Source organism: Clostridium sp. UBA871 (assembly GCF_002295255.1).
GTDB classification, from domain to species: Bacteria; Bacillota; Clostridia; order Clostridiales; family Clostridiaceae; genus Clostridium_J; species Clostridium_J sulfidigenes.
In genome coordinates, this window is the sequence record NZ_DBFV01000011.1 from 227,520 (window position 1) to 241,255 (window position 13,736).

The 13,736-nt window shown below is 28.8% G+C and carries 13 protein-coding genes; 10 read left to right on the plus strand and 3 right to left on the minus strand.

The window, feature by feature from the left end:
- Window positions 1–1,183, plus strand: a 1,183-nt coding sequence (locus tag B3086_RS14235; protein ID WP_346880140.1) for an MSCRAMM family protein, incomplete at its 5' end; no start/stop codon positions are given.
- Between the two features lie 142 nt (window positions 1,184–1,325).
- Here B3086_RS14235 and B3086_RS14240 read toward each other — a convergent pair.
- Window positions 1,326–1,988: a hypothetical protein gene (locus B3086_RS14240; protein WP_346847090.1), complete on the minus strand. Its 663-nt coding sequence runs from the start codon at window positions 1,986–1,988 to the stop codon at window positions 1,326–1,328.
- A 391-nt stretch (window positions 1,989–2,379) separates the two neighbouring features.
- Between B3086_RS14240 and B3086_RS14245 the strand changes: the two genes are divergently transcribed.
- From B3086_RS14245 to B3086_RS14255, 3 genes are all read left to right on the plus strand, one after another.
- Window positions 2,380–2,511: a hypothetical protein gene (locus B3086_RS14245; RefSeq protein ID WP_346847435.1), complete on the plus strand. Its 132-nt coding sequence runs from the start codon at window positions 2,380–2,382 to the stop codon at window positions 2,509–2,511.
- 66 nt (window positions 2,512–2,577) lie between these two features.
- On the plus strand, window positions 2,578–2,982 hold the full coding sequence (locus tag B3086_RS14250; protein ID WP_346847091.1) for a GNAT family N-acetyltransferase: 405 nt from the start codon (window positions 2,578–2,580) through the stop codon (window positions 2,980–2,982).
- A gap of 25 nt (window positions 2,983–3,007) precedes the next feature.
- The gene (locus tag B3086_RS14255; RefSeq protein ID WP_346878081.1) at window positions 3,008–3,229 is read left to right on the plus strand and encodes a hypothetical protein; all 222 of its coding nucleotides are present in this window, start codon (window positions 3,008–3,010) and stop codon (window positions 3,227–3,229) included.
- Here B3086_RS14255 and B3086_RS14260 read toward each other — a convergent pair.
- Complete coding sequence (locus B3086_RS14260) at window positions 3,188–5,176, minus strand: fructose-1,6-bisphosphatase (protein WP_346847093.1); 1,989 nt, start codon at window positions 5,174–5,176, stop codon at window positions 3,188–3,190. The two genes, B3086_RS14255 and B3086_RS14260, sit on opposite strands and share 42 nt — an antisense overlap.
- 319 nt (window positions 5,177–5,495) lie before the next feature.
- Here B3086_RS14260 and B3086_RS14265 point away from each other — a divergent pair, with 319 nt between their 5' ends.
- The 6 genes from B3086_RS14265 (at window position 5,496) to B3086_RS14290 (ending at window position 13,248) form a co-directional block, all read left to right on the plus strand.
- A complete protein-coding gene (locus B3086_RS14265; protein ID WP_346847094.1) occupies window positions 5,496–5,873 on the plus strand; it encodes a CoA-binding protein in 378 nt (125 codons plus the stop codon).
- 150 nt (window positions 5,874–6,023) lie between these two features.
- Window positions 6,024–7,877, plus strand: a complete 1,854-nt coding sequence (locus B3086_RS14270) for a sigma-54 interaction domain-containing protein (protein WP_346893682.1) — start codon at window positions 6,024–6,026, stop codon at window positions 7,875–7,877.
- Between the two features lie 261 nt (window positions 7,878–8,138).
- Complete coding sequence (gene lysA / locus B3086_RS14275; protein ID WP_346880138.1) at window positions 8,139–9,428, plus strand: diaminopimelate decarboxylase; 1,290 nt, start codon at window positions 8,139–8,141, stop codon at window positions 9,426–9,428.
- A 70-nt stretch (window positions 9,429–9,498) separates the two neighbouring features.
- The gene (locus tag B3086_RS14280) at window positions 9,499–11,073 is read left to right on the plus strand and encodes an alanine/glycine:cation symporter family protein (protein ID WP_035131078.1); all 1,575 of its coding nucleotides are present in this window, start codon (window positions 9,499–9,501) and stop codon (window positions 11,071–11,073) included.
- 358 nt (window positions 11,074–11,431) lie between these two features.
- Window positions 11,432–12,676, plus strand: a complete 1,245-nt coding sequence (locus B3086_RS14285) for an MFS transporter (protein WP_346847098.1) — start codon at window positions 11,432–11,434, stop codon at window positions 12,674–12,676.
- A 41-nt stretch (window positions 12,677–12,717) separates the two neighbouring features.
- Complete coding sequence (locus B3086_RS14290; RefSeq protein WP_346847099.1) at window positions 12,718–13,248, plus strand: signal peptidase II; 531 nt, start codon at window positions 12,718–12,720, stop codon at window positions 13,246–13,248.
- 296 nt (window positions 13,249–13,544) lie between these two features.
- On the opposite strand, the gene B3086_RS14295 is transcribed toward B3086_RS14290, so the two are convergent.
- Window positions 13,545–13,685 carry a hypothetical protein gene (locus tag B3086_RS14295; RefSeq protein ID WP_346877643.1) on the minus strand — a complete coding sequence of 47 codons (141 nt, stop codon included), beginning with the start codon at window positions 13,683–13,685 and terminating at the stop codon, window positions 13,545–13,547.
- Between the last annotated feature and the right edge of the window lie 51 nt (window positions 13,686–13,736).

Genomic DNA, 13,736 nt, shown 5'->3' on the forward strand with positions numbered 1-13,736 from the left:
GTTTAAGCTTTATAAAGAAATAGATACAAAGTTTGAAAATCCTATAGCAACAGCTATAAGTGATGAAAGTGGAAAAGTACAATTTGAAAATGTAGAGTATGGAGAGTACACTATAAAAGAATCAAAAGCTCCGGAAGGATATCTTCTTTCAAGCGAAATACTAACTGCTATCATAACTGAAGATGGAAAGGTAGTAAAAGCGAACCCTGAAAGTATATCTAATACAAAAATTAGAGGAAGTATAGAGTTTACTAAGCTAGACGAAGATAAAAACCCATTACAAGGAGCAGAATTCAAGATTTATAAAGAAGTTGATACAAAGTTTGAAAATCCTATAGCAACAGCTATAAGTGATGAAAATGGAAAAGTACAATTTGAAAATGTAGAGTATGGCAAGTACACTATAAAGGAAACAAAAGCTCCAGAGGGATATGTTATTCTAGAGGAAGTACTAACTGCTAATATAACTGAAAATGATAAAACTGTAAAAGCAAATCCTGAAAGTGTGTCTAACACAAGAATTAGAGCTTCGATTCAAGTTAAAAAATTAGATCAAGATAAGAAGCCTTTAAAAGGAGCAGAATTTACATTATACGATTCAGAGGGTAAAGAAATTAAAACTTTTGTATCAGGAGAAGATGGTACTGTGTTGTTTAAAGATATTCTTTATGGAGAATATACAATAAAAGAAACAAAAGTTCCTGAAGGATATTTAGCTTCAGAAGGCACAATAAAGGTATTTGTAGACAAAGATGGTGAGATATACAGCTATGAGGTGGTAAACAACAGAATTAAGGGCAGTATTGTAATTACTAAAACTGATATGAATGGAAAAGTGCTTCAAGGTGCAGAATTTACCTTATATGACAGAGTGGGCAAAGAAGTAACGACTGTAGTTTCTGATAAGGATGGTATTGCAGCTTTTAATGATGTGGATTATGGTAGTTATACTATTAAAGAAACTAAAGCTCCTAAGGGATATATTTTAAGTAAGGAAGAATTACAAGTTAAGGTTAATTCTACGGAAATACAAAAATTCACTGTTAAAAATGAAGCAGAAAAGATTGTTGATAAAATAATAAATGTTTTGCCAAAGACTGGTGGGGTATTTGATTATAAACTTATAATTGGAGCATTAGCAATTATAGGTGGCGTTAGTCTAGTATCAAAAAGGAAAAAATAAAAGTAATAAAATTAAAATATAAAAATAGATATTTAACATGAAAAGTAAGACATATATTTTAAATTCTATGTATATGTAAAGAAGGCTATTGTAAAATACAACAGCCTTTTTACTTTAAACAAAAATTGCCTATTTAAATTTATTAATTATTTCCTATACACATATTAGCTAAATCATTACCAAATGAAATGGAATCCTTTGGTACCCAAACTTCTTCAGTTTTCTTACCAAAGTTCATTTTTACTTTTTCAAATTCAAAAGTAGTTGATTTAACATCAGTTGAAGGAGTTAATGCATTAATATTTTCAATTATTTTTTTGATGAAAATTTCTGATACTTTAGTCATATCAGAAATTTGTTTGCTTTGTACTTCAGAAATAGTGTCATCACCAGCTTTAGTACTTGCTTCAACCATATTAACATATGTAGTTGATATTTTAACTTGAGATATTTCTTTATCACTAGAAACAACTTCTATAGTAGGTTTTAATTTTCTTAAAGCTTCTATTTGAACATTATATATTTGATCTAACTGCTCATCAGTAATAGGTAGACCAGCTTGTACAAAACCAGCTTTAGTAACTTCATTCATTGATTTTTTTTGAATTTCTGCCATAGATGTAATTTCATCATTTGTCACACCAAGTTTTTCAAATTCGGCGCTATCTTGTAAAATAACTAAGTCATAAAAAGCTTTTGCAGTTTGTTCAATAGGAATAGTCTTTTTACTGCATCCTAAAAAAATTGATGAAAGACTTAATAACATAACGATACAAAGAATACTAGGTTTTATAAATTTTTTCATATGTAATTCCCCTTTGTTTTTAAAATCTGTAAATTGTTTTATTTAGATAATTCTTATTTAAAGCAATTATATAATATAATAAAATTTACCAAATATCAATTATTTTTGAAATAAAGTTTTTTGAAATACATATATAATTATATTAAAAGAATATGATAATAGAGAAATAAAAAACTTTGATTACATCATCATGGCTTAATAAATTAAGAAAAGAAAGTAAACTTCTCACAAGTAATTCAGGATGCTTTAAAAAAGATAGTATATATCTAAAAGATAAAATAGAATAAAATTAAAAGCTAGTAGGGAATAAATCCTTACTAGCATCTTTCTCTTTTGTATAACACATAGTTGGAGAATAAATCTAATTAGATTATAATAAAGAGGTGTTAGAATGAAAGATAATAACTTAAAGAGCAGAAGTACAGCTAGAGGATTTATAAAAAATAAAGCTACACTAGAAGACTTGGAAGAAATAGAAAAGCTAATAGCAGAAAGAAAGGAACAATTAAAGGGATGTTGTTAGGTATGTGATATTAGTATAATATGTAGCAGTAATTTTTGAAATTTAATGTAGGGGTAGGGTTTAAATATGGAAAATGTTATTGTAAGCGAAAGGAAACCTTCAATTGAAGAATATATTTATTTAAGAAATTCTGTTGGTTGGAGGGTATTACAACATGACAAAATAGAAAAAGGATTGAATAACTCGATCTACTGTGTTTGTATAGAAGACCAAGACAAGATAATTGGATTTGGAAGAATTGTTGGAGATGGTGGAACGGTTTTTTATATACAAGATATAATAGTTATACCGTCCTATCAAAAACAGAAGATTGGTACACTAATTATGGAAAAAATAATGGACTATATTGACAAAAACTGTATAGATGGTGCTATTATTGGTTTGATTGCAAATAATGGACTGGATAATTTCTATAAAAAATTTGATTTTACATATAATCAGAACAATTGGTTTTACAGGTTCAATGCTTAATCCCTGTGATAAAAGATTTTATTATATGATAGATACAGTTGATATAGAAATTTCATATTATCTCAATAACTCTTTTGAGTTGATTAAAGACTCCATTGAGGAAGGGGTAGTTTTAGATGATGAAAGAATTTGTTATGGATTCTGGGAAGATAAGGTTATAAAAATATTTAAGGGAGCTTATTTCAAAAAGCTCCCTTGGTTTAATTTATTTTCTTTCCTTAATTATACCTTTTCTATAGGCATTTAAAAGCATTTGAAGGTAATGAATTTGACTTATAAGCTCCGTACCTATATCAGTATCTCTAACCTTTAGCCTTCTAGAGTTAAATTCTAAAATGAAGTTGGTAGATATGATATCTTTCCCCTCATCAATGGCTGTTTGAGTTGATTCAAAAGGCTCATGCTGAACTAATTGAAGGCCATAGGAATTATAAATTAAAGTATAGCCTGCAATGCCTGTCTCAGGTTGGTAAGCCTTAGAAAATCCCCCATCTATAACTAAAAGTTTCCCATTAGCCTTTATAGGATTTTCACCTTTAATAGTTTTAACAGGTACGTGTCCATTAATTATATGAGAATGTTTAGGAGAAAGACCAAATTCTAATAATATATTATTACAAACCTCTTCATTATCTCTAAGATTGAAGTAAGGGCATTTATTTTCCTTATGAGTAATCTTATCATTTATAAAATATCTTTCAAAAGTAGCCATTTTATCTTTACCAAAGAGAGGTGAATCAGGGCCACACCATAAATACCACATGTAATCTAAAGCATAATGAGCATTTTTGCTATCACATTCATTAAAATATGCTTCTCTAGTAATTCTATCTACCCTATCTAAATATTCTTTACCGCAGAATTCCTTGTTTCCAAGCTTAACATTCTTAAAAGTGCCATCTTCATTTAAAGGAATGGAGGCATGATATAAAAGATTAGAATTGCTCTTTAAATAAAGGCTACCCTTAGAGTAAAGACATCTAACATGTTTCTCAAGTTTTTCACTATTTAAGAAAGAACTATGAAGCTTAGACATTAATTCTTTTTCTTCATCTGTCAGTTTATAAGGATTATTAATATCTATAGTAGGGAAGTTAGTATCATTTAATGCATATTCTTTACCACCTATAACAATTGTTCCTTTTTCATAATTAATTTTATCAAGAAGTCTTCTATCATCCATATTAAATTCAGGGTGTCTTTTAATAATTTCACCTTCTAATTTAAACTGTATAATAGAAATTGCCTTATGCATTTGAGCCATAAGTTTTAAGTCTTTTTCTTTAAAGTAATCATTAGTAACCTTTGGTTTAAAGGATTTACATGGATCATTAGAGTATACATCCATAGCAAAACGAGCTAGAGGTAAAATGTTTATACCATAGCCATCCTCTAAGGTTTCTAGATTAGCGTATCTAGTACAAATTCTAATAACATTACATATGCAACTATGATTTCCAGCTGCTGCACCCATCCAAAGTATATCATGGTTTCCCCATTGAATATCATAGGAATGATAATTACATAGAATATCCATAATTATGTGAGCTCCAGGACCTCTATCATAGATATCACCTACTATGTGAAGAGAATCTATAGTCAACCTTTGAATAACATTACAAATTGCAGTTATAAAATCGCTAGCTCTACCAATGGAAATAATGGTATCTAATATTCCATTAAAATAATCTTGTTTATTTGGTCTCGCTTCAGATTCGTGAAGTAGCTCCTCTATAATATAGGAAAAGTCTGCAGGAAGAGCTTTTCTAACCTTAGAACGAGTATATTTAGATGATACATTTCTACATACCTGAATCAATTGATTAAGAGTAATCTTATACCAATCATCGGGGTCATCTTCTTTAGCAAGGGCAATATCTATATACTGTTCAGGGTAATATATAAGAGTGCATAAAGCTTTTTTTTCAGATTCTCTAAGGGTATTGCCAAAGATATCATTAACTTTTCTTTTTATCACACCTGAAGCATTTTTAAGTACATGTTGGAAAGCTTCATGTTCACCATGAAGATCCGTTAAAAAGTGCTCCGTACCTTTAGGTAAATTTAATATTGCCTCCAAGTTTATAATTTCAGTACAAGCATCTGATATTGTAGGAAAATTATGAGAAAGAAGTTCTAGGTATTTTAAATCCTTTTCAATTATATCAGCACTTATTTCACAAGTTCCGCTCATGATTATCTCCTTCTTAGCAAATAACTATTCAGATAGTTAAAGGTAAAATAGTTATCTATAGATAGTTATTAAAAATTGCTATCTATATAGTTATTTGAAAAATTACTATCTATATAGTTATATGTAATATGCTATATTATAATTATTATATATATGATATTATACATGAAATTTATATAATTTACTAATATCATAGACAAATAGGTTATCACATATCTATATTAGAATTGAAAAGATATATTCTACATGATAGGATTAAAGAATAGTAACTATGAAAAATAAACAAACTATATATAAAATAAGATTAGGAGTGATAAACATGAATAAAATGCTTAACTTAAAACGCTGGGCTTTACTTGGGGCTACCACTGATACTACAAGATTTGGATACAAGATTTTTAGAGAACTAGAGGATAGAGGATACACTGTTTATGGAATAAACCCTAAATATGATTCTATAGATGGAATAAAGTTATATAAATCTATAGAAGAGTTACCAGAATTAATAGATGGAATAAATGTAATAGTTAATCCTAAAATTACTTTAGAAGCTCTTCCTAAAATAAAAGCAAAAGGAATCAAAAATGTATGGTTCCAACCAGGTTCTTTTAATGAAGAAGTTATAGAAGAAGCTAAAAAATTAGGTTTTAACATAGAACTAGAAGACTGTATGCATGTAGAATTATTGAAATCATAGTCCTTGTTTCATATAGAAAATGTTAAAAACAAATGTGTAATCTATGGATTAGAAAGATCTAACTAATAAATAAACAATAAATAAACTCCAATCTCATTTTTAAATTTGGGTTGGAGTTTATTTATAGGGTAAGACATGGGGGAAGTTCTTATGGGTGAAGCTTTAAATGAAATACTAGATAATATTTCACAAGGAGTTATTGTTATTGATACAGAGGGAATAATAACAACTTACAATAAAAAGGCTAAGGAGATATTTGGAATATTTGAATCTACAAAAATTAGCCATAAGTCAGATAAACTTAAAAAAGATGATCTGGTTTTTATTGTAGATAATAAAGTTGGTGAGGATGATGGGGAACTAGATTATAAGTCCTTTGAGAAGATCGGTATCTATGATAAAAACCTTAAAAAGGGAGATTCAATTTTAGCCTTTGGTACATATAAAAGTTCTAATAATCATGTTAATGAGAATTACAAAATTATAGAAGTAAGTGATCAAAGTGGGGAAGTATATCTTGATGGAGTATATAGGGAATTAAAGTATAAGCTAAGTATAGATTATAGTAAAAAAATATTAGAAATAAATATAAATGACACAATATATAGTATGAATTATAGATATGCTGTTGGACATATGGTGATAATTAGAAATAATGAACTGGTATTTTATCAAAGTAAGGGCTATACAGCTAGAAATGAAAGTTTAAGATACATATTAGAAGAGAGAGTTTTTAGAGAAAAAGGTAAGAATGCACAGGCTATAAATCCTATTGGAGATTTCATTTTTAATGTTCATGAAAGAAATAATGAAATGGATAAATTCTATAGGTGTGCTACTAAAGAAGATAATATAGTTACAAATGAATTTATGAATATTAATGGTATAGCTACATTATCATCAATTATACCGTTATATTCAGAAGAAAATAAAATTGGGGCTATATTAAGAGTTGAAGATATAACAGAATTGAAAGAGGTAATAGAAGAAAGAAACGTTTTATTAAAGAATCTTAAAAAAACAGAAAAATTATTAGAAGATGAAAATATAGCAAGATGTTTCAAAAAGTTTCAAGGGGTAAGCACCCATATAAATGATATTAAGAAAATAGCTTATAAATCATCAAAAACAGATTCAACGGTATTAATACTAGGGGAAAGTGGAACGGGCAAAAGTACTTTAGCAGAAGAAATTCATAATATCAGCAATAGGAAAAATAATAAGTTTCTTCACATAAATTGTGCATCTTTACCAGAAAGTCTTTTGGAAAGTGAGCTTTTTGGATATGAAGGTGGATCATTTACTAATTCAAGAAAGTCAGGTAAACCAGGATTATTTGAATTGGCTAATAATGGTACTGTATTTTTAGATGAAATAGGAGAAATGCCATTAAAGATTCAAGGTAAACTACTTAATTTTTTACAAAATAAAACCTTTTATAGAATTGGAGGAATAGAAGAAATTAAGGTAGACACCAGAATTATATGTGCTACAAATAAAAATCTTGAACAATTAATAAAGGAAAAGGAATTTAGAGAAGATTTATATTATAGAATCAATATTATACCTATATACATTGAGCCTCTTAGAAATAGAATTGAAGATATACCCATATTGGTGGACAAGTTAATTAAAAATTTATCTAAGAAATTAAAAAAAGAACCCATTACTATGACTAGAGAAGCAATGAACAAATTAATGTGCTTATCTTGGTTAGGAAATATAAGGGAATTAGAAAATGTTCTCGAGAGAACAATAAGTTTAAATGATTCTAACGTAATTTATTCTAAAGATATATTAGTATACAATACAAAGAATGAAACAAAAGAAATAAATGAAAGTTTAAAAGTTGGTTTAGAAGAAGCAGAAAAGAAAATAATAATTAACTGTTTAAGAGCTTATAAAGGAAATATTAAAGCTTGTTTAAACATATTAGAAGTTGGAAAAACCAGCTTTTATGATAAATTAAAAAAATATAATATCAATATAAATGATTATAGATAAAATTAAATATAAATATTCCGTTAATACGGAATGACGTTCGTAAAAATGAACTGTTTTAAATTCTTACATATTGAGCAAAATCAAAGTTTTAGAAAACAATATTTAGAATAGTTCGAAAATATGGAAAAACATATAAACTATATTTAAACACTAATAAAAAATGGCTATTTTAAAGGGATTAATTTAGTAAATATCTTTTAAAAATGTGGCATAGATATTGCTTTACTATTAAAGTAAGAAATTTAGTAGGAGGCAATAGATATGTTACAAAATAGCATTAAAGAAGGAAACTTATATTTTTATGGATGTAATGTTCAGGAATTAGCACAAAAGTACGATACACCTTTATATGTAATATCTGAGGATTGCATAAGAAACAAGTGTAAAGAGTTAAAGGAAAGTTTCATAGAAAAGTATCCTAATACTAAGGCATTTTATGCAAGTAAAGCTTTTTTGACTTTAGAAATGTGTAAAATAATGAAAGAAGAAGGCATGGGAATAGATGTAGTATCAGGAGGGGAACTTTTTGTAGCAATTAGAGCTGGCATTGACCCAAAGGACATAATGTTTCATGGCAATAACAAGACAACAGCAGAATTAAAAATGGCCATAGAGTATAGTGTAGGAAGAATAGTGGTTGATAGTTTAGATGAATTACAAGTGCTTGATGACCTTGCCAATGAAGCAAATAAAGTTGTAGATATCTTATTTAGAATAACTCCAAATATAGATTGCAATACTCATAAGTATATAAGTACTGGTCAAAAGGATTCTAAATTTGGTATTCCATTAGATGATGAAATTATAAAGGAAGCTATAACTATAGCAACAACATCAAGAAATATAAATTTCAGAGGGATTCATTTCCATGTAGGCTCACAATTATTTGATAACTCCTCCCATCTGAAAGCTATAGAAAATGCAATTAGATTGATGAAAAAGCTAAAAAATGATTTAGATATAGAAATAGAAGAGTTAAATGTTGGAGGAGGCTTTGGCATAAAATATTTAGAAAGCGATAAGCCAAAATCTCTAAGCTATTTTATTGATGCAATAATGGAAGCAATTAAGAAAAAAACCTATGAAAATGGACTTAAAATGCCTAAGATTTTTATTGAGCCAGGAAGATGGATGGTTGGAGAAGCTGGTATAACTCTTTACACCGTGGGAACTATTAAGGATATTCCAGGAGTAAGAACCTATGTCTCCATAGATGGAGGATTACCAGACAATCCAAGAACAGCATTATATACAGCAAAGTATCAAGCATATTTAGCAAATAAAATGGATAATGAAAGAAATAAAACAGTTACAATAGCTGGAAAATGCTGCGAATCAGGAGATATACTAATATGGGATTTAATGGTGCCTCATTCTATAGAAAGAGGAGATATTCTTTCAGTTATGAGTACAGGTGCATATAATTACTCCATGGCTAGCAATTATAATAAAATTCCGAAGCCTGCTGTAGTGATGATAAAAGATGGACAAGAAAGAATTATTGTAAGACGTGAAAGCTACGAGGATTTAATTTCCATGGATGTAATTTAATAATTCTAGTTTAAATATGGGTGATATGAGATAATAACTACACATTATAAAATTTCGGGGGGATATAACAATGGAAGGATTTTTTAACTCCATAAATAAAATATTTGAATTTATAGTACCAGTGGCAGACTTTTTATGGGATTTTCCAACTAATTTTCAATGGTATTCTAACATTCCTATAATAGGAAAGTTTTCTTTAGCCATCTTACTTTTAGTAGGATCAGGTATTTATTTCACATTTAAAATGGGCTTTGTTCAATGTACTAAGTTTAAAAAAGGGATTAAAATACTTGCAGAGAAGAAATCTCATGAAGCTGGTATTAGTCCTTTAGCATCATTTCTACTAAGTTCAGCCATGAGAATAGGACCTGGGAATATAGTAGGAGTTACAGGAGCAATTAGTGTAGGAGGACCAGGAGCTATATTTTGGATGTGGGTTTCTGCCTTCTTTGGAATGGCTACAGCCTTTGTAGAAGCAGTTTTAGCTCAAATTTTTAAAGAGAAAAAGGACGATGAGTTTGTTGGAGGACTACCTTTTTATGGGATGAAGATTTTAGGAAATAAAAGAGCAATAGGAATAGTACTAGCTGTTTTATTTATTGTATATGCAATGTTCTGTATACCAGCTCAAACCTTTAATATTGTAACTAGTTTAAGTTCAGTAGTAGAAACAATTACAGGAACAGTTTATGAAAGACAATCATTACTATACTATGCAATTACTATATTATTAATAGCTTCAGTTGTAGTTACTGTATTTAAAGGAATAAATGGTGTTACCAAGGTTACAGATAAATTAGTGCCTATAATGGCTATAGTTTATGTAGGAATAACATTAGTAATAATTATATTTAACTTAGATAAAGTACCTGTATTTTTCACAGCAGTATTTGCGGGTGCCTTTAAACCACAAGCCATCTTTGGTGGGGCCTTTGGTGTAGCACTTGCTCAAGGAATAAAAAGAGGTCTTATGTCAAATGAAGCTGGACAAGGTACTATAACTATGGCCGCAGCTACTGCAGATACTGATCATCCAGTAGAACAAGGATTAGTACAAGCTCTAGGCGTATTTTTAGATACTATGGTAATTGCCACAATGACAGGAATAGTTGTAGTTATGGCAAGCCTTTGGGCAGCTGAATCCGGAGTGGCTTGGGAGAGTATAAAAGGTTCTAAGCTAACAGTTTATTTAACCTCTGTACAATATTTAATTCCAGGTACAGCCTTTGACTCAATTGCTACTATAATAATATCTTTATGCTATGGATTATTTGCATTTACAACATTGCTTGGAATGATTCTATTTGCAGAGATATCAGGAAACTTTATATCAAAAAGTAAGAAATGTATTAATACCATAAGAAGTTTAGGTGCCTTTATATTTGTACCTTTTGGTTGTTTAACAGTTTTATCAGGACTAGAACTAGGGAACCTATGGTATATATCTGACTTAGTAAACATACTTGTTGTATATGCCAATGTACCTATATTACTATTAGGATGTAAAATTGTATTTAAAGCTTTAGATAATTATAATAGCACTAAAGGCGCAAAGTTTAACTCTCTAGATATAGGAATTGAAACTCCTTGCTGGGGAAACTATGGAATTGATGATTATAAAGAAGAGAAAGAAGTATCTATGTAAATATTTAAATTATATAAAAAATAGGATAATAATGTATACTAAAATATTACCCATATGATATAATAAATTATATAAGAAAAAATGGAGGAAACAACTGTGAGATATCTTAATATAAAAAAAGGATATACCCCAATGAGCAGCAGTTCTATGACTAAAACTGCAATATTGAAAACCAAGGGGTTACTGTATCTTTTTTTAAGATGATTTTGCAGGAATGATAGTCCTTCAACTTCAAAAGTAACTCCAAGACTTTATTATAAGATTAAATTCTTAATAATAGAGTCTTTTATTATGCTAATTAACAGAGTTCTTAGCTTCTATGAAGCTTTACTTATAGAAATCATTAGGGGGAGTTACAATGAATAACGTAAAAGAAAGTTTAAATATAAATAAAATTAATAAAGGGAAGAGCATAGATTACTTAGATAGGATAAAGAAAAATATAAAAATTGATTATATGTATAAGTTTTTATCTTCCATAGATATAAGTTCTGCCATTTGGGTATTATATTTAGCTCATAAAGGCATGTCTCTTATAGAAATAGGACTTTTAGAATCAGTTCACCATATAACCAGTTTAATATGTGAAGTTCCAACAGGAGCTATTGCTGATATTGTTGGAAGAAAGAATACTATAATACTTGGAAGGATAATGTCCGCAATTGGGGCAATCTTAATGCTGTTTTGCAATAGTTTTTTAGGGTTCGCCATTGCCTTTGTAATATCCGCCATATCTTATAATTTAAACTCAGGTTCAGAGGAAGCTTTGGTTTATGACTCCTTAAAGGTTACAGGAGAAGAGGAAAAATACCTAAAGATAAATGGAAATTTAAATTTTATAATTGAAGTAGCTCAAGGAATAGCTGTACTAGTTGGAGGAATATTATCAGATTACTCCTTTACATATAGCTATGGATTAGCAGCCATTGTAAGTATATGTGCACTAGGAATTTCCTTTGGATTTAAAGAACCAGAATTTCATGAAGAAGCAAAGGAAAGAGTGACTATAGTAGGCCATTTTAAAAGCTGTTATGAAGTAATGAAATCTAATAAAAAAATCATACTAATAATGATGTTTTTTGAATTAATATTTATGACCGGCACAACTACTCATTTTTATACTCAACAGTATTTTAGTGAAATGGGATACTCTAGAAGTTTCATAGCAATAATCTATGTAATATCAAGTATAGGCTGTGCCATAGGAGCAAAGTTCGCCTATAAAGTAGAAAGAAAATTAAAAAAAGCTATGCTTTATATAGTTCCGATGTTAGGAGGAGCGTGGCTTATAGTTCTTATTAGCAGTAAGAATTTAATTGCTATCATAGGATTTATTATGTTTTCTGTAAGTATAAATATCCTATATCCTGTTAGCTCTGACTATATAAATAAGCTTATCCCATCAGCTCAAAGAGCAACCTTAATATCTGTTCAAAGTATATGCTTCAGTATATTTATGATTATGATATTTCCATTATTAGGTGTCATAGGACAAGTAACTTCATTAAGGGTAGCTTTTATAGTACTTGCAGTGATTCTTTTCATAATAAGCTTTGGGAGCAGAAGAGTCTTAAAGGGGAATAATTGTTTCAAAGTTTTGTAAATTATGTTAAGATTAATTATATTAGGTGGTGTAGAATAAATATGAAGATTCAAAACAAAAAGACAGGTATAGCAGTGCTTATTTTAGTAGCAATAGAGCAGGCTATTAAAATGGTAATTAATAATAATTTTCTTGACAAAAAACTTCCTATATTGCCTCCTTTATTATACTTTAAGCCTATGTTCAATAGGGACTATTCATGGTTTAATTCTATGTTGCAATTAGGTATCGGTAAATGGATTCATATTTCAATAGTAGCAACTATGAGTATATTAATATATCTGTTTTATAAATATCTAAATAAGCAATTTGGACCTAACAAAACTATTAATATTATGTATGCTTTCATATTTTCTGGTGCCATGTGTTCATTAATTGACAAGATTTTTTGGAATGGTAGTTTAGACTATATATTAGTAAATGGGTTTTTTACATTTGACTTAAAAGATGTATATATAAATATTTTTATGGGGTTGCTAATCTTAGCATTGCTCTTTAAAAACAAAGTTTTAAACCAAATTGATGATGATATAGTAAAAGATTTTACTAAACATATTTTACGAAAGTTATAAATATAAATTTAATCATCGAAAGAATAAGAATTAACGGTTGCAGTTAAGTAACATTGTTCTAAAATTATTTGCCAACTTCTAAATAAATAATGGAAACAAGAAAAGCCGCATGTGGAATTAATATTCAACATGTGGCTTATTTTTATATGGATGTAGGGTGTACCCGTTCTATTGATAAATTGACACTTCTATCACCATTCTTATTTTTCTTTCCGAATATTTCCACTGCAATTCAATTCCCTATGTAAGTCCCCATAATTAATATATATTATTGTTAGCTTATATAACTAAATTACTTAATTACTTTCACTCTTCTCTTGTTCTGATTCATTAAGTCCTTCATTAAATCCTTCTTTAAATCCATCAATGAATCCGCAACCTACAAGGCTTAAAGCTATAATTGCACATAAAAAAACACTTATTAATCTCTTTTTCATAACATTACCTCCATCTTTACATATACAATTATACCAATGGAGTGATATTAT